14 protein-coding genes are annotated in these 17,382 nt (G+C 64.2%); 8 read left to right on the top strand and 6 right to left on the bottom strand.

The features are described from left to right. The first annotated feature begins 51 nt into the window (after positions 1 to 51). Both ACSS7Z_RS15395 and holA read left to right on the top strand, forming a co-directional pair. Positions 52 to 1,254 (top strand): M23 family metallopeptidase, encoded by a 1,203-nt coding sequence (locus ACSS7Z_RS15395; RefSeq protein ID WP_438255752.1) that lies wholly within the window; start codon positions 52 to 54, stop codon positions 1,252 to 1,254. A gap of 71 nt (positions 1,255 to 1,325) precedes the next feature. Further along, the gene (holA, locus tag ACSS7Z_RS15400; protein ID WP_438255753.1) at positions 1,326 to 2,363 is read left to right on the top strand and encodes a DNA polymerase III subunit delta; all 1,038 of its coding nucleotides are present in this window, start codon (positions 1,326 to 1,328) and stop codon (positions 2,361 to 2,363) included. Positions 2,364 to 2,719: 356 nt separating this feature from the next. Here the strand turns inward: holA and rpsT are convergent, their stop codons facing one another. Continuing rightward, positions 2,720 to 2,980 carry a 30S ribosomal protein S20 gene (gene rpsT, locus ACSS7Z_RS15405; RefSeq protein ID WP_438255754.1) on the bottom strand — a complete coding sequence of 87 codons (261 nt, stop codon included), beginning with the start codon at positions 2,978 to 2,980 and terminating at the stop codon, positions 2,720 to 2,722. 196 nt (positions 2,981 to 3,176) lie between these two features. Between rpsT and ACSS7Z_RS15410 the strand changes: the two genes are divergently transcribed. Together ACSS7Z_RS15410 and ACSS7Z_RS15415 are read left to right on the top strand one after the other, a co-directional pair. Then, complete coding sequence (locus ACSS7Z_RS15410) at positions 3,177 to 4,529, top strand: GH1 family beta-glucosidase (RefSeq protein WP_438255755.1); 1,353 nt, start codon at positions 3,177 to 3,179, stop codon at positions 4,527 to 4,529. Further along, complete coding sequence (locus ACSS7Z_RS15415) at positions 4,526 to 5,788, top strand: MFS transporter (protein ID WP_438255756.1); 1,263 nt, start codon at positions 4,526 to 4,528, stop codon at positions 5,786 to 5,788. The genes ACSS7Z_RS15410 and ACSS7Z_RS15415 overlap by 4 nt, the downstream gene beginning before the upstream one ends. On the opposite strand, the gene ACSS7Z_RS15420 is transcribed toward ACSS7Z_RS15415, so the two are convergent. The 5 genes from ACSS7Z_RS15420 to ACSS7Z_RS15440 all read right to left on the bottom strand — a co-directional run bounded on the left by ACSS7Z_RS15420 (position 5,727) and on the right by ACSS7Z_RS15440 (position 12,210). Continuing rightward, entirely contained in the window at positions 5,727 to 6,461 is a 735-nt protein-coding gene (locus tag ACSS7Z_RS15420; RefSeq protein ID WP_438255757.1) for an alpha/beta fold hydrolase, read from the bottom strand. The two genes, ACSS7Z_RS15415 and ACSS7Z_RS15420, sit on opposite strands and share 62 nt — an antisense overlap. A gap of 91 nt (positions 6,462 to 6,552) precedes the next feature. Then, positions 6,553 to 8,268: an ABC transporter family substrate-binding protein gene (locus ACSS7Z_RS15425; protein WP_438255758.1), complete on the bottom strand. Its 1,716-nt coding sequence runs from the start codon at positions 8,266 to 8,268 to the stop codon at positions 6,553 to 6,555. 131 nt (positions 8,269 to 8,399) lie between these two features. Continuing rightward, positions 8,400 to 10,328 (bottom strand): ABC transporter ATP-binding protein, encoded by a 1,929-nt coding sequence (locus tag ACSS7Z_RS15430; RefSeq protein ID WP_438255759.1) that lies wholly within the window; start codon positions 10,326 to 10,328, stop codon positions 8,400 to 8,402. Beyond that, the gene (locus ACSS7Z_RS15435; protein ID WP_438255760.1) at positions 10,325 to 11,224 is read right to left on the bottom strand and encodes an ABC transporter permease; all 900 of its coding nucleotides are present in this window, start codon (positions 11,222 to 11,224) and stop codon (positions 10,325 to 10,327) included. The genes ACSS7Z_RS15430 and ACSS7Z_RS15435 overlap by 4 nt, the downstream gene beginning before the upstream one ends. 2 nt (positions 11,225 to 11,226) lie before the next feature. Then, positions 11,227 to 12,210, bottom strand: coding sequence for an ABC transporter permease (locus ACSS7Z_RS15440; protein ID WP_438255761.1), 984 nt, complete (start codon positions 12,208 to 12,210; stop codon positions 11,227 to 11,229). A 235-nt stretch (positions 12,211 to 12,445) separates the two neighbouring features. Between ACSS7Z_RS15440 and lepA the strand changes: the two genes are divergently transcribed. From lepA to hrcA, 4 genes are all read left to right on the top strand, one after another. Then, the gene (lepA, locus tag ACSS7Z_RS15445; RefSeq protein WP_438255762.1) at positions 12,446 to 14,296 is read left to right on the top strand and encodes a translation elongation factor 4; all 1,851 of its coding nucleotides are present in this window, start codon (positions 12,446 to 12,448) and stop codon (positions 14,294 to 14,296) included. Positions 14,297 to 14,359: 63 nt separating this feature from the next. After that, the gene (locus ACSS7Z_RS15450; RefSeq protein WP_438255763.1) at positions 14,360 to 15,013 is read left to right on the top strand and encodes a DUF1990 domain-containing protein; all 654 of its coding nucleotides are present in this window, start codon (positions 14,360 to 14,362) and stop codon (positions 15,011 to 15,013) included. Next, positions 15,013 to 16,251, top strand: coding sequence for a radical SAM family heme chaperone HemW (hemW, locus tag ACSS7Z_RS15455; protein WP_438255764.1), 1,239 nt, complete (start codon positions 15,013 to 15,015; stop codon positions 16,249 to 16,251). The genes ACSS7Z_RS15450 and hemW overlap by 1 nt, the downstream gene beginning before the upstream one ends. 72 nt (positions 16,252 to 16,323) lie before the next feature. Next, a complete protein-coding gene (gene hrcA / locus ACSS7Z_RS15460; protein ID WP_438255765.1) occupies positions 16,324 to 17,358 on the top strand; it encodes a heat-inducible transcriptional repressor HrcA in 1,035 nt (344 codons plus the stop codon). The last annotated feature ends 24 nt before the right edge of the window (positions 17,359 to 17,382 follow it).

Below are 17,382 nucleotides of genomic sequence, written 5' to 3' on the forward strand. Positions count from 1 at the left end.
GGTGAATCAGATCGAGATGCGAGCGCTACGCGCACCCGTGTGAAACGGTGGATGCGCGTCTCTTACGCGTGCATGGCTACGGCCGCGCTGGCTGTCGCGACAATCGGAGCGGGTACGCACCTCGGCTCACGCAACGAGAACCCTCCGCAGGCTGCTGCCTCGAGCACAGAACGCGATGTGTCAGACCACATCGAGGCTCCGGAGTCGCACACCGCGGGATTCTCCGAGGTGGCGAAACGGTTTGCTGAGAGCGCCCTCGCCGAGGCGTCAGTTCGCTCGGCAAGCGTCTACTCGGCGACGACGATGGAAGAGCTCGCCGAGAAGAGTCGAGCGGCCCGGGAAGCTCTCATCCGGTCGGCCATCGAATCTGGTATGAATGTCGACCTCTCACGGTTCCCGGATGCTGCTGCGATGTCGTCCATCGGCGAGTTCATCTGGCCGGTCGCGAACGCCAGGATCTCGGACCACTTCGGCGCGAGAGGCGGGCGGCACCAAGGCATGGACCTCGCCGCCGCGGGCGGAACACCGATCACGGCTGCGTCGCCCGGAATCGTCGTGCTCTCCAGCGAGTCGCATTACGGCTACGGTGTCGCCGTCATCATCCAACACATCAACGGCGTGCAGACGCTCTACGGGCACTTGACCCACGGCAGCCGCGCCGTCAAAGAAGGCGACTGGGTAGAAGCCGGGGATCCGATTGGCCTCGTGGGGAACACCGGCCACAGCTTCGGTGATCATCTGCACTTCGAAGTGCGGGTCAACGGTACGGCCGTCGATCCACGCCGCTACCTCGATGGCGCAGGGGATCCCGTCGTGGTTGCACCGTGGACTCCGATCACGGGTGGCACGCCAGCGCAGGTTCCGGAGCCTCCGAAGCCGGAGCAGCCGGCGAAGCCGACGTCCACGCCGACACCGACACCGACGGGCACTCCGACGCCGACGCCGACGCCGACACCGACGGGCACTCCGACGCCGACGGACCCGCCAGGCACTCCGACACCGACTCCGGATCCGACGCCGACGGACCCGCCAGGCACGCCGACACCGACTCCGGATCCCACGCCCACGGACCCGCCGTCCACGCCGGAGCCCACGGATCCTCCGGCAGCACCGGAGCCCACGCAACCTCCATCTGAACCGGAGCCCACAGCCCCTCCGGCCGCACCGGAACCTCCGGCGCCGCCGGCTCCGACGCAGGAGCCATCGGAGCCGCCCAGCACGCCCGAGCCATCGACGTCTGCTGCGCCCGAGTAATCCGCAAAAGCACTGCTGCGCCCTGCCCGGACAGCACCGAGGATGTCCCCAACCCCGGGTAGGCTCGGAACATGGCCGCTCCTCGTTCCTCAGCTCGTGGTGGCGCGAAGGCAACGAAAGTCCCGCAGGTGTCTTGGCGCGAACCGCGACCGGCGCCGATCGTGCTGGTTTCGGGGCCGGAAGAGGTGTGCGCTGAGCGCGCCATCGCCGGCATCCGTGACTACCTGCGCGTCGAAGATCCGGCATTGGAAGTCAGCGACGTTCGCGCGGACGACTACGCCCCGGGCACGCTGCTGGCGCTCACCTCGCCGTCGCTGTTTGGCGAGCCGCGACTAGTTCGGGTGGCCGGCGTGGAGAAGTGCTCGGATGCTTTTCTGCAGGAGGCGGTGTCGTACCTCAGTAACCCGCAGGAGGGCGCGACGGTGCTGCTCCGGCACACCGGTGCGAGTGTCCGCGGGAAGAAGCTTCTTGACGCCCTGCGTTCTGGCACGGGCGGCGGCATCGAGATCGCCTGCCCGACGATCAAACGAGACAGCGATCGGGTTGATTTCGCCGCCGGGGAATTCACCGCGGCCCGGCGCCGCATTGCCCCGCAGGCTCTGCGCGCCCTGGTCTCAGCGTTCGCTGACGACCTCACAGAACTTGCTTCTGCATGTCAGCAGCTGATTCGCGATGTCGAGGGAGACATCAGCGAAGACACGGTCACCAAGTACTACGGCGGGCGGGTCGAGGTATCGGCGTTCGTCGTCGCCGACACGGCGATCGCGGGCCGGTACGGCGAGGCACTGGTCGCTCTGCGCCACGCGCTGGATTCCGGTGCCGATCCGGTGCCGATGGTTGCCGCCTTCGCCATGAAGCTGCGCACGATGGCCCGCGTGGCCGGTCAGCGCGAGCCGAGCCGCAGCCTCGCACAGCGGCTGGGAATGAAGGACTGGCAGGTGGATCGAGCCCGCCGCGACCTCAGCGGGTGGAATGAGCGGTCTCTTGGCCTCGCCATCCAGGCGACGGCGAGGGCGGATGCCGAGGTCAAGGGTGCTGCCCGCGACCCGATCTTCGCGCTGGAGCGCATGGTCACCGTCATTGCGACGAGAGCCCCGTTCGGCGAGTAGTCGCCCCACCCGGTCGCCCCGGAACTCTTCCGCGCTGCACACTTGCAGTGCCGATGCACGGATGCAGGGGCATCCATCGGCGTTTCGCCCTGCATCCGTACGATCGCCCTGCATCCGGACGCGCACGCGGGGATGGAACATCCGGACGCGTACGCGGGGATGGAACATCCGGACGCGTACGCGGGGAGGTAACATCCGGGCGTGCACGCGGGGAGGGCGCGTCCGGACGAGCACGCGGGGATGGAACGCAAGAAGCCCGCCCCGCGAACGGGACGGGCTTCTCGAAAAGCTTCAGCTCGGCTTGAATCAGCTCGGCTTGAATCAGCTCGGCTTGAATCAGCTCGGCTTGAATCAGCTCAGAGAGCTGCAACCTGCTTCGCGAGCGAGGACTTGCGGTTAGCAGCCTGGTTCTCGTGCACGACGCCCTTGCTGACGGCCTTGTCGAGCTTCTTCGACGCGAGCTTGAGCGTTGCTTCAGCAGCGGTCTTGTCGCCCTTGGCAATGGCCTCGCGGGCGTTGCGGACGACAGTCTTGAGCTCCGACTTGACAGTCTTGTTGCGAGCCTGAGCCTTCTCGTTGGTCTTGTTGCGCTTGATCTGCGACTTGATGTTTGCCACGCGTGGAAACTTCCGTTCAGTGATGGATGGGATATGTCGAGAGCAGAAGAGGGCTGCTGTTCGACGTTCGTGAGGGATAAACCCACACGCAAGCCAAGAACCAACTCTATCAGGTCTCGGCTGGGTTCATCGCGCGCCGCTCGCACGGTGTCGCTGGATACGGCATGCTGGCGCTAACCGAGCAAAGGGGCTCTTCATGGTGGATGCATTCGGCCGACCGTCAACCCCGCCCGCGGGCCTGCGCTGGTCCGCAGCGACGGCAGCCTTCCAGATCGAGGGTGCGCGTCATGGCGACGGCCGTGGGCGGTCGATCTGGGATGACTTCGTCGATACTCCGGGACAGGTTGTGGATGCCACGACCGCAGAACCCGGACCTGCCAGCTATGAACACTTCGCGGAAGACATCGCGCTGCTGCAGGGGCTCGGCGTGGACCGGTATCGCTTCTCGATCTCGTGGGTTCGCGTGCAGCCGGACGGCCGCGGCAAGCCCGAACCTCGGGGCATCGCCTACTACGACCGACTCGTCGACGGTTTACTCGAGGTCGGTATCACGCCGTTTCCGACGCTGTATCACTGGGACTTGCCCGCCACGCTCGAGGCGGACGGCGGCTGGCTCGTCCGCGACACAGCCGAGCGCTTCGCGGAGTACACCGAGATCGTCGCCGCCGCGCTCGGCGATCGGGTGAAGCACTGGTACACGATCAACGAGCCGATCTCGACCGCCCTGCAGGGCTACGCGATCGGTGAGCTGGCTCCAGGTCGGCAGCTGCTGTTCGACGCGCTGCCGGCTGTTCATCACCAGTTGCTCGCGCACGGGCTCGCTACCGGCGTGCTTCGTGAGCACGGAGCGGATGCCGTCGGCATCGTCAACAATCACACCTGGGTGCGTCCGGCCACTGACTCCGAGGCAGATCAGACCGCCGCGCACCTGTACGACCTCATCCACAACCGCCTCTTCGCCGACCCCGTGCTGACCGGAAACTATCCAGATCTGCGGCCGTTGGGCGTCGATCTTCCGATACAGGACGGCGACATGGACATCATCGCCACGGCATCCGATTTCTACGGCGTGAATTTCTACAATCCGACCACGATCGCCGCAGCCCCGGCAGATGCACCCGTGCCGTTCGTACAGGTGCCCACGCCGGGAGTCGCGCACACCGGTTTCGGTGAGCTGTGGCCCATCGACCCAGCTGCTTTGACCGCGTTTCTGACCGAGGCCGCTCGACGCTACGGCGACCGCCTGCCGCCGATCATCATCGGTGAGAACGGCGCCTCATTTCCAGAACCGGATGCGGTGGATGCCCCGATCAGAGACAGCGATCGGGTCGCTTACCTGGCCGGACACATCGGCGCGGTGGCTGATGCGATCACCCAGGGCGTGCGCATTGAGGAGTACACGGTGTGGAGCCTGCTCGACAACTTCGAATGGGCCGACGGATTCACGCAGCGCTTCGGGCTCGTGCATGTCGACCACGAAACCTCGAAACGCACCCCGAAACGCTCTTATGACTGGTACCGGACGCTGATCGCGGAGAGCCGGCGATGAAGTCGCTGCTGCCCCGTGAGGGAAGAGTCGGTGCAACCTGGCTGAGCCTGTTCGCCGTGGCGTGGTTGGCAGTCTGGACCGTACAGCTCACCCCGGTGCAATTGCTGCTCCCGCTGCAATTGGACACCCCGGGCGCCGAGAGCGATTGGATCACCGGCGTCATCTGGTCGGGGCTGATCCTCTCGGTCGGCGGAATGGCGGGGGTTTTCGCCGGACCGCTGGCCGGGATGCTGTCCGACCGCACAGCATCCCGGTGGGGAAGACGCCGGCCCTGGGCGATCGGCGGCTCCACACTCGCCGCGGTTTCACTGCTGCTGACGGGGGCGGCAACCGAGCCGCTCGCTGTCGGCGCAGCCTGGGTGGGAGTCTCGATCGGGGTCGCTGTGTTGTCTGCGGCCCTGACCGCCATGATCGCCGATCAGGTTTTCGTGCAGCGGGGCACAGCATCCGCCCTCGTGAGCTCCGCCCAAGCGGTCGGAATCGTGGTCGGTGTCGGCGCCGTGGTGCTGCTGGGACTCAGCATCGGTGCCAGCTACCTTCTGCTGGCCGCCATCATCCTGATCGTCGGGGTGGGGACGGCGATTTTGCTGCCTGACCCCGTTGTCGCTCACTGGAAGCGAGACAGCACCGAGAGTGTACGTGATCGGCTCGGTGCACTGCAGGACAGGAATTTCGTGTGGGTGCTGGTGAGCCGGTTCACAGTCAACCTCGGTAACGCGCTCGGAACGGCGTTGCTGTTGTTCTTCCTGCTCTATGGAGTCGGTTCTCCGGCCGAGAGCGCAGAGGATGATCTGTTGGTGCTCATCGTGATCTACACCATCTTCGTGGTCGCAGCATCCCTCATTGCCGGATCCATCTCCGACCGAACCGGCAAGCGTAAATCGATCGTGCTCATCGCGGCGCTCATTCAAGCGCTCTCAGCCGTCATGATCCTGATCTCTCCGACGTTCATCGGAACCGCGATAGCGGCGGGTGTGATGGGTGTGGGGTACGGCGCCTATATGGCGGTAAGTCTCGCGCTGGCCACGGATCTGCTTCCGCGCGTCGAACACCATGCCCGCGATCTCGGTGTGGTGAATGTCTCGGCGAGCCTCGGACAGCTGTTGGGGCCGCTGCTGGGCGCAGGACTGGTCGCGGTCGTCGGCGGTTTCTGGCTACTGTTCCTGATCGCCGGAATCCTGTCAGCGGTGGGCGCCCTTATGACTGTGGCCGTTCGTCTTTCTGCAGCGTCGCTATTGCCAGATCCAACAGGGCATTGAACACCCGCGGCCGCATCGCGGTTACGAGATGGGACGTGCGCGGGACGACGATCAGCTCGGAATGCGGTGTGAGGCCCTGGAAGAGGCGCTCCTGCATGCGCAGCTGATCGAACTGCCCGTTGATCCACCACAGTGGCATGCGCAGCCGATGCAGGTCGGCGGCCAGATCGAGCGCGCCGAGACTCGCCAGAGCGATGTCCTGCGCATCGAAGGCATAGCCGCCGGCAGCGAAGTCGGCGCGCGTATCGCGGGGGAGCGTCGCCTGAAGAACCCGGTTCGTCAGCCACATGCCCTGATCGGGGAGCGCATTGAACGTCCGTGCGAGGGTGCGATAGGTCGTCAGCCCGACACCGCGGGGGAAAGCGGTGCAGGACGCCCCGATGAATCCGGCGACCGGCGGCGCAGACGCGTCTCCGGCGTACGCAATCGAGAGCAGGCCACCCATCGAATGCCCCACGAGCAGCACCGGCCCGCGGCCGGCTGAATCCTGCACAGCCTCATCGATCGCGGACAGCGCACCGGTGAGGGTGAATGTCTCGGCCATGCGCGTACCGTGCCCGGGCAGCTCGACCGCTGTGGCCTCGATATCGCGTTCAGCGAGATGCGCGAGCTGCGAACGCCACATCGTTTGCGACGTGCGGATGCCATGCACGAGGACGACCTGGATGCTCACGCCTCCAGCATAAAGAAAGCGGGGCCGGTGGAAAACCACCGACCCCGCTTCGCGGCCGCCCCTTCGAGAATCTCAGGGAACGGCTAGGGGATTACTTCTCCCAGCCCACGTTCTCTACGGGCTGGACGCCGAAGCCGTCCAGGCCCACGTAGGGCTCAGGGGTGAGGTTAGCAAGACCGGTCTTGACAGCCGAGATCGACGGACCGTTGTAGAGCGGGATCAGGCCCCACTCCTGGAAGATCTCTGCCTCGAGCTTCATGGCCGCAGCCGTCTGCTCGTCGGCGGTCGGAAGCGACTCGACCTCTTCGTGGATGCGCTCGTCCATCTCAGGCGTCTGGACGCCCGAGAGGTTCAGGCCCATGTCCATGCAGTACAGCTGGCAGAACCAGGCAGCACCGAACGGGTCAGAGGAGGTGAAGCGCAGCGACGCGATGTCCCAGTTCTTCGACACGTAGTCGTTGGAGAAATCGGTCGAGGGGCGAACCTCGATCTGGACGTCGATGCCGACAGCCTTCTGCTGCGCCTGAAGTGCCTTGGCGAGTGCTTCGGTCGTCGGGTCATCGCCGAAGATCGGGTACACGACGGAGAGCTTTTCGCCATCCTTCTCGCGGATGCCGTCTTCGCCCTCGGTCCAGCCAGCTTCGTCAAGAAGCTCCTTGGCAGCGTCGGGGTTGTACTCCCAGCCGGCCTCGGCAAGAGCGTTGGAGTAGCCAGGCTGGAACGGGAACAGCGTGAACGAGCCGGCCGGCTCCTCCTCGTAGTCCAGACCGTTCCAAGCGATCTCCTTCTGCTGGTCGATGTTGACAGCCTTGAAGAATGCCTCGCGGACCTTGACATCTTCGAACTGCGGCTTGTCAGCGTCGATCTCGAGCAGGGTGTTCGCGGTCTGCGTGGAACGGTAGATCGTGATGTCTTCCATGTCCTTGACCTGCTCCATGCGGTCCTTGGTGCCCACGCCGACCATGTCGATCTCATCAGCCTTGAAGGCGTTGATCGAGGCGGAGGCTTCCATCGCCTGGAAGGAAACGCGGTCGAGGAGCGGCTCGTTGCCCCACCACAGCTCGTTCGGAACGAACGAGATGTACTGCGAGTTCTTGTCGAACTCCTCGATCTTGTACGGGCCGGCGCCCCACTCGGGGTGCGGCTCGCCGATCAGAGCCTCGTTGAAGGTGGTCGGGTCTGCCAGTGCGGGGTGCAGGACACCCGTCAGGAAGGGCATCTCCGGCCAGGCGAAGATGCCGTCGAAGGTGACGATCGCGGTCTTCGCGCTGTCGCCCTGCTCGACCGACTTGATGGCCTTGTAGCCATCAGTGGCGTTCGGGACGAAGCCCTCGTCGATGGAACGGTTGGCCTTCCACGTGGCGTCGATGGCAGTCCAGTCCATGTCGGTGCCGTCGTTCCAGTGCGCTTCATCCGTGAAGGTGAAGGTGATCTGGGTGTTGCCGTCGACCTCGTCGATGCTCCACTCGTCGAGGTAGGCATCGTTCTTGTACGGGGTGCCGTCGGCCTCCTGCAGCATGACCTGCGGCATGTACCACGCGGCAACACGGGCAGTGTCCGCAGAACCATCGCCGTGGAAGGCGTTCATCTGCTCGGGGATCTCGTTGATCGGGAACCGCGCTTCGCCGCCCTTGGCAAGGTTCTCGCGGTCCTGCGGGTTGTAATCCGCGGACTTGGTCTCAACGGGGGCTGCGTCTTTGTCGCCGCCGTCACCCGTGTTGTTTCCGGTGTCGGCTGCACAGCCCGAGAGGGCAAGTGCGAGGGCTCCGCTGAATGCGAGCGCCCCCATCAGCTTGTACTGCTTCATGGTGCTCCTTTCGCCTTTCGGCGTGTCATAAGGCGAGAATAGTTCGCACACCGTCCGATTTGCCCCGCGCACAGTGAATCGCGCTTAACTGTTATCGGACAGTGACCGACTGTTACCTGCCGGTAACAGTCTCAGCGCGTAACAGGCTCAGCCTGCATCGTTTCCGGGTTGAAGATGAGACGTTCACGGGTGCGCTCGATGTCGGGATTCGGCACCGGAATCGCCGATAGCAGCGCCTTGGTGTACGGATGCTGCGGGTTCTCGAAGATCGCCTCAACGTCGCCGTGCTCGACGAAATCACCGAGGTACATGACGGCGACCCGGTCGGCGATGTGACGGATCACAGAGAGATCGTGAGCCACGAACAGGTATGACAGCCCGAGCTTCACCTTCAGCTCATCGAGCAGGTTGATGACGCCGGCCTGGATCGATACATCCAGCGCCGAGACCGGCTCGTCGAGCACGATGATCTTCGGATTGGTCGACATCGCCCGGGCGATGCCGATGCGCTGGCGCTGACCGCCGGAGAAGGCACCTGGGAATCGGTCGATGTGAGCAGGGTTGAGTCCCACCAGGTCCATGAGCTCCTGAACGCGGCGGTGCACCTCGGCCTTGGGCGTGCCGATTGCGCGCAGCGGCTCGGCGATCACATCGGAGACCGTCATTCGCGGATCGAGCGCACCCATCGGGTCTTGGAAGACGATCTGGATGTCGCGACGCACCTGGCGCTCGATGGAACGGCTGGTGATGTCGTTGACGCTGGTGCCGTTGATGACGATGTCGCCGTCGTTCTGCTTGACGAGATCCATGATCTGCAGCAGCGTCGTCGTCTTGCCGGATCCGGATTCGCCGACGATGGCCATCGTCTCGCCCTCGCGCACGTCGAATGTGACGTTCTTGACGGCATGCACCTCGCCGACCTTGCGCTTGAAGAAAGCGCCCTTCATGAGCGGGAAGGTCTTGTTCAGGTTGCGCACTTCGAGCGTGATGGGGCGCTGCTCGCGTGGAGTGCGGGTCAGGTCACTCTCCGGGATCTCCGGCACCGGGTAGACGGGAAGACCTCCGATGAGGCCACCGTCCTCAATCTCATGAGCGCGGATGCAGGCAGCCTGATGCGAGGCGCCGGTTCCGGTCTGCACCGCGACGAGCTCGGGCTCGCTTGTGAGGCAGGCGTCCATCACGATCGGGCAGCGGTTCGCGAACGGGCACGCGTCTGGGAGGTTGATCAGCAGGGGAGGGTTGCCCTTGATGGGAACGAGCGGTTCCTTCTCAGACTTGTCGACGCGCGGGATGGCGCCGAGAAGCCCGATCGAGTACGGCATCCGGGTGTGGTGGAAGAGCTCACTCACGGGGGCATGCTCGATGGGGCGACCCGCGTACATAACCATGACGTCATCGGCCATACGCGCAACAACACCCATGTCGTGGGTGATCATGATCGTGGCGGCGCCGGTCTCGTCCTGCGCCTTCTCGATGAGGTCGAGGATCTGCGCCTGGATGGTCACATCGAGTGCGGTGGTCGGCTCATCCGCGATGATCAGCTTCGGGTTGTTGGCCATCGCGATCGCGATCACGACGCGCTGACGCATTCCGCCGGAGAACTCGTGCGGGAAGCCCTTCATACGCTTCTCCGGCTGCGGAATGCCGACCAGGTTGAGCAGCTCGATCGAGCGGTCCCACGCCTGCTTCTTGGACAGACCGCGGTGCACTGTGAGCGCTTCGATCAGCTGATCACCGATCGTGAACACGGGAGTAAGCGAGGTCAGCGGGTCCTGGAAGATCATCGCGAGGCCGTTGCCGCGGAGGACCGACATCTGCTTGTCGTTCTTGCCGAGCAGTTCCTCACCGTCGTAGATGATCGAGCCGGAGACACGGGCGTTCTCATCGAGCAGGCCCATGATAGCGAGAGAGGTGACCGACTTGCCCGAGCCGGACTCGCCGACGATGCCGAGAGTCTTGCCCGCTTCGAGGTCGAAGGAAACACCACGCACGGCGTCGACGCGACCTGCCTCCGAGGCGAAGCTGACGTTCAGATCACGTACTGAGATGATGGCGCTCATGCTTGTCCTCCGGCTGCCGAGGTGGGATCGAGGGCGTCGCGCAGTCCGTCGGCGACCAGGGACATCGAGACGGTGAGCATGGTCAGCGCAGCGGCTGGGAAATAGAACAGCCAGGGCGCGCTGGTGATCGTGCTCGCTCCGGATCCGATGAGGGAGCCGAGCGAGACATCCGGGATCTTCACGCCGAAGCCGATGAAGGACAAGCCGGTCTCAGCCATCACCGCACCGACGATGCCGAGCGTGAAGTTGATGACGAGGAGCGAACCGATATTCGGCAGCAGGTGCCGCATGACGATGGTCATGCCGCCCACTCCCATGTATCGAGCAGCATGCACATACTCGCGTTCGCGCAGTGACAGTGCTGTTGTCCACACGACGCGCGCGGGGAAGTACCAGCCGACCACGAAGATCATGATCAGGGCGATGATTCGCCAGTCGCCGCCGGAACGGTTCGACAGCAGCGAGAGGATCAGGAAGCTCGGGATCACCATCATGAAGTGGATGACAGCCAGCGTGATCTTCTCGGTGCGACCGCCGAAGTACGCGGCAGCGGTGCCGATGATGGCCGACAGGATAGTGGTTCCCAGCGAAACGCTCACGGCGATCATCAGCGAACGCTGCAGTCCGACGGCGACCTGGGCGAAGGTGTCGTTACCGGACGCGGTCGTGCCGAACCAGTGGTCAGCGGATGGGCCTTCGCTCAGCGCGAGGAAGTCGAGTTGGACGTGATCGAACTTCGCGATCAGCGGTCCGATGATCGCGAACAGCACGAGCAGGATGAAGATGACGATGCCGGCGACTGCGGGCTTGTTGCGCATGAACCGCCGTGTGTACAGCGTCCACTTCGACATCGGCCTCGTCGTGACGACGGCAGTATCGGTTGCGGTGTTTGCCATGATCAGTTCACCCTCACTCGCGGGTCGAGGACGACGACCACGATGTCGGAGAGGATCGCTCCGAGTGCGGTCAAAAGTCCGGCGAAGGCGGCGATGGCCACCACGCCGTTGATATCACTCTTCATGATCGTCTCAATGAAGTACTCACCCATACCGTTCCAAGCGAAGATCTGCTCGGTGAGGATAGCGCCGGTGAACACACCGGGGATGCTGAACGCGACCTGCGTTGCGACCGGGATGAGCGAGGTGCGCAGGGCGTGCTTGCGGATAGCCTGCGGCTTGGTCAGTCCCTTGGCACGGGCGGTGCGGACGTAATCGGCGTTGATGTTGTCCAGCAGCAGGGAGCGCTGCAGGAAGTGCGTACCTGCGTACCCGGTGATGACCAAAGCGATCGTGGGCAGTGTGACGTGCTGGAGCTTGTCTAAGAGCACCGGGAAGAAGCCCTCGACCCCCTTGCTGGACGCTCCGGTCACGTAGAAGATGCGGACGCCGACGAGGTCGTTCAGCGCGATCGCCAGCAGCACGATGCCGAGGGCTGCGACGATGATGTTGATGTTCATCGTGATGATCGAGGTCGCCTGGCCGATGCGGTCGGCGAGCTTGTACTGGCGCGAAGCGGTGTAGACACCGAGAGCGATGCCGAGCACGGTCATGATCACGGTTGCACCGAGCACCAGTTCAGCGCTGACCCACATGCGATAGGCGACCTGCTCATTGACCGAACCGCCGGTGGGGCTCACGCCCCAGTCCCAGCGGAACAGGATTCCACTGAACCAGTTCCACCACCGTTCCCAGATGGGTACGGAATCGCTGAGGTTTCGTGGTTCCAGGAGGTTGACGATCTGCTCTTCACTGAGCGGTGGGCGTCGACCGACGAAGTTGTTCCGTGGGTTGAGGAAACCCCAAGCCAGGAAGAACGTCATGTTGGTCGCGATCACGATCATCAACAGCCAGCCGAAAGTACGGCGCAGGAGATACTTGATCAAGGTTTTGTCTTTCTCTTTGCAGGCGCGCTCGGGATCTGCCGACGGTGCGCTGAGTCGAAGTAGTCAAACATCTTCAACTCGTTTGTGCGACCGATCTCAGTCCTAACGCCTGGGACGGAGTCGGGTTGTGCATGACACCCGGTTCCGCCGAGATCGTGCAGGGCAACCTCGTGAGACTATCATCGCTTGGCGCGAATCGATGATTGTGAGGTGGTCACCGTACAATCATCTGGACATGTCACCACGCGCTCTCACTCCGCTCTCGCCTGCCGCGACGCCGCCTTCGCAGATCCGAAACTTCTGCATCATCGCTCACATCGATCACGGCAAGTCGACCCTCGCTGACCGCATGCTGCAGATCACGGGGGCGGTCTCCGACCGAGACATGCGCGCTCAGTATCTCGACCGCATGGACATCGAGCGCGAGCGTGGCATCACGATCAAGAGCCAGGCCGTGCGGATGCCGTGGTCGGTCGACGGTGAAACCTTCGCTCTGAACATGATCGACACCCCGGGGCACGTCGACTTCACCTATGAGGTCTCGCGCTCTCTTGCCGCGTGCGAGGGCGCGATCCTGCTCGTTGACGCTGCTCAGGGCATTGAGGCCCAGACGCTCGCCAACCTGTACCTGGCGCTGGAGAATGACCTCCACATCATCCCCGTGCTGAACAAGATCGATCTGCCTGCCGCTGATCCGGACAAGTTCGCCAAGGAGCTCGCCGACCTGATCGGCGGGCGTCCCGAGGACGTGCTCCGTGTTTCAGGTAAGACCGGCGTCGGTGTCGAGGAGCTGTTGGAGCGTCTCGTTCAGGAGATCCCGGCTCCGCAGGGTGATGCGGATGCCCCGGCGCGAGCGATGATCTTCGACTCGGTGTACGACTCCTACCGCGGCGTGGTCACCTATGTGCGCATGATCGACGGGAGACTGTCCCCGCGTGAGCGCATTCAGATGATGTCGACGCACGCCCATCATGAACTGCTCGAGATCGGTGTCTCCAGCCCCGAACCGATTCCGTCGCAGGGCCTCGGCGTCGGCGAGGTGGGCTACCTGATCACCGGTGTGAAGGACGTGCGCCTGTCGAAGGTCGGAGACACGGTCACCACCGTGCGCGATGGCGCCACCCAAGCGCTTCCCGGCTACACCGACCCGAAGCCCATGGTCTTCTCCGGCGTGTACCCGATCGATGGCAGTGACTACGAGGATCTGCGCGAGGCGCTGGACAAGCTGAAGCTCTCCGACGCATCGCTGCAGTACGAACCCGAGACGTCGGTGGCCCTCGGCTTCGGCTTCCGGTGCGGATTCCTCGGGCTGCTGCACCTCGAGATCATCACCGAGCGGCTTTCGCGCGAGTTCGATCTCGACCTCATCACCACGGCTCCGAGCGTGATCTACGAGGTCACGACCGATACCGGTGAAACGGTGACGGTCACCAACCCGAGTGAGTACCCGGACGGGCGTGTCGCCTCGGTCGCCGAACCGATGGTGAAGACGGCCATCCTGCTTCCGAAGGACTACGTCGGAACGGTGATGGAGCTGTGCCAGTCGCGACGGGGATCGCTGCTGGGGATGGAGTACTTCTCGGAGGAGCGCGTCGAGCTGCGCTACATGATGCCGCTCGGGGAGATCGTGTTCGATTTCTTCGACCATCTGAAGTCGAAGACGCAGGGCTACGCCAGCCTCGATTACGAACCTGCCGGGCAGCAGACGGCAGATCTGGTGAAGGTCGACGTCCTGCTTCAGGGGGACAAGGTCGACGCGTTCAGCGCGATCGTGCACCGGGATAAGGCGTACGCCTACGGCACGCTGATGACCGACCGTCTGCGCAAACTCATCCCTCGCCAGAACTTCGAGGTTCCGATTCAGGCGGCCATCGGCGCACGAATCATCGCCCGAGAGACGATCCGTGCCCTGCGCAAGGACGTGCTCGCCAAGTGCTACGGCGGCGACATCAGCCGTAAGCGCAAACTTCTGGAGAAGCAGAAGGAAGGCAAGAAGCGTATGAAGATGGTCGGTCGTGTCGAGGTCCCGCAGGAGGCGTTCATCGCTGCGCTCTCCGGAGACGTCGAAGGTAAAGAGAAGAAGTAGTGGTGTGCGCTCCCACGGCGAGTGGGGGCGATCACACAGCTACGCCCAACTAGTCTGGAACTCATGCGGCGCGGGAATTTCCGAGACGAGACGGTTGACTATGCAGCCGTCGGGGCCACCCATGCCCCTGACCTGATGCAGTATCCGCCGGAGCGCAGCATCCCGGCAGAAGCTGCGTGGCGGCTGGGCAGCGGCGAAGAACGCTTCCGCACCGCCGGCGACGCACTTCTTTCCTGGACCGCACAGCGGGCGGCGGGACTCGTGCTCGAGGACGTACGTCCGGCGGCCGGTCCCACCTATGCCGGTGTGAGCTTCGATGCCGACGGAAATCCGGTCGTGCCCAGCAAACGCGAGATCGAGCAGCGTTTCGATGCCGAAGGCACCCCGTATGCCGGCGCTGGCATGACGCTGCGCGTTCGCGGACGCGTCTCTGGGATGCGTGCGGATGCTGAGCTTCGAGTGATCTCGGTCACCGAAGACGCACGGCGGATCGGCTTCGTGCTCGGCACCGTCAGCGGCTCGGTCGTCAGCGGTGAGGAGCTGTTCGAGGTCGAATGGCGCGAAGACAACGATGAGGTGTGGTTCACGGTGCGCGCTTTCGACGCGCCGACTTCCTGGTTGTATCGATTCGTGCCGGGTCTGGTGAAGCGCCGTCGCAAAGAGCTCTTCGCCCGATACCTGCGTGCGATCTCTCCGCTGTACGCGACGCCGCTCTGATGGCCGGACCCCTGCCGCTCGGAGATCCGGCGCCGTCAGACGGCCGACTTCCCGAGGACCTGCCGATCGATGTCGGCGCGCCGTTCTCGGCGTATCTGCATGTGCCGTTCTGTCGGGTGCGCTGCGGTTACTGCGACTTCAACACGTACACCTCGAGTGAACTGCGCGGCGCGAGGCAGGACGAGTACGCCGACACGCTCGGCCTCGAGATCGCGCTGGCCCAGCGGGTGCTGGCGGATGCCGGTGCACTGCGCCCGATGAACACGGTGTTCTTCGGCGGCGGTACGCCCACTCTGCTCCCAGCCGGCGATCTCGCGCGGATGCTGGACGGCGCTGTGGATGCGTTCGGGCTCACCGAAGGCGCCGAGATCACCGTCGAAGCCAACCCCGACACGGTCACTCCCTCGGTCGTGCGCACGCTGGTGGATGCTGGCGTGACCCGGCTCTCGGTGGGCATGCAGTCTGCCGTGCCGCACGTGCTGGCCGCGCTGGATCGCACGCATCAGCCGGAGAACGTCCGCACCGCGGTAGAAGCGGCGCAGGATGCCGGTCTCGCCGTCAGCGTGGATTTGATCTACGGGGCACCGGGGGAGTCACTCGCCGACTGGGAAGCTTCGCTGGAGGCTGCCGTCGCTCTGGAACCCGATCACATCTCGGCATATGCGCTGATCATCGAGAACGGCACGAAGCTGGCGCGCCAGATCCGCCGAGGTGAAGTGCCCGCGCCCGATGACGACCTGCAGGCGGACATGTACGAGCTCGCAGATTCACGCCTCGCGGCGGCCGGCTTCGAATGGTACGAGCTGAGCAACTGGGCGCGGGCATCGCACGGAGCAGAGTCCGCCGCAGGCAATCGGTCGCGCCACAACCTCGCTTACTGGCGGGGGAGTGACTGGTGGGGCTTTGGCCCCGGTGCGCACAGCCATGTCGCTGGCCTGCGCTGGTGGAACGTCAAGCATCCGGCGGCGTATGCCCAGCGGCTCGCGGCATCCGAATCGCCGGCCGCCGGAACCGAGCGCCCCGATGCCCGGGCGCGGTTGCTGGAGCGGGTTCTTCTTGAGAGCCGGCTCGCCGAGGGCATCGCGGTCGCAGCTATCCCCGAGCAGAACCGCCCACGGGTGGCCGGACTCATCGCCGACGGTCTGGTGGATGCTGCGGCAGCCCTCAAGGGCCGGATTCGACTGACTTTGCGCGGTCGGCTTCTGGCGGATGCCGTGGTTCGCGAGCTCACGGATTAGCGCTGCGGCATCGGCACGGCGGGTTAGAATTGGCACTCTAAGTGTTTGAGTGCCAGAGGGGAGGGTCGGCAGATGGTCTCTGAACGTGGACTTCAGGTCCTCCAAGCGATCGTGCAGGACTATGTGGCCACGCATGAGCCAGTAGGCAGCAAGTCGATCGTCGAACGCCATTCCTTCGGGGTCTCCGCTGCGACGATTCGCAACGACATGGCGCAGCTTGAAGATGAGGATCTCATCGTCGCTCCGCACACCTCGTCAGGGCGGGTGCCCACGGACAAGGGCTACCGGGTCTTTGTGGACCACCTGGCGCAGCTGCGCCCGCTGTCGAACGCGCAGCGCAGCGCCATTGAGACGTTCCTGGCCGACCCCGCAGACCTTGACGATCTGATGGCGCGCACTGTTCGCGTGCTCACCCAGGTGACCGGTCAGGTGGCGCTGGCGCAGTATCCGTCCTTTGCGCGCGCCCATCTCACCCACATCGAGCTCGTCTCCCTCGCCCCGAATCGGCTTCTGGTGATCCTGGTGACGGATGCGGGTGGCGTATCGCAGCGCATCGCTGGACTACCGCTTGATCTTGAGGACGCCGATGTCGCGGTGCTGCGTGCACGACTGTCCGCACTGTTGACCGCGCAATCGGTGCGTGAGGCTACTGATCGTGTTCAGGGGCTGATCGATTCCACCGCAGGTTCCCGCACCGATATCGCGCTGCGCACAGTGGCGGGAATCATCAGCGAAGAGCTTGCGGAGTTCCGACAGGAACGCCTCGTGATGGCGGGGGCGGCAACCCTGGCCAGGCGCGAGCAAGATTTTCGCGGCAGCATCCATCCACTCCTCGAAGCGATCGAAGAGCAGGTGACGCTCCTGCGTCTCATGAGCGAGATGGTGACTGACGAGCACGGTCTCGCGACGAGCATCGGCGCCGAGAATGAACCTTTCGGCTTGCCCGAGGCATCCATTGTCGCGAGCAATTATCTGGCACCCGGCGGCACAGCACGTGTTGGCGTCATGGGGCCAACACGAATGGACTATCCGAGCAATCTCGCCGCAGCACGGGCCGTCGCCCGCTACCTGTCGCGTTTGCTCGACGAAGACGATGCGAGCCGCTGAGGCGGGTCGTTCTCACAGGCAGGA

Source organism: Microbacterium wangyouchuni (assembly GCF_051546305.1).
GTDB lineage: Bacteria > Actinomycetota > Actinomycetes > Actinomycetales > Microbacteriaceae > Microbacterium.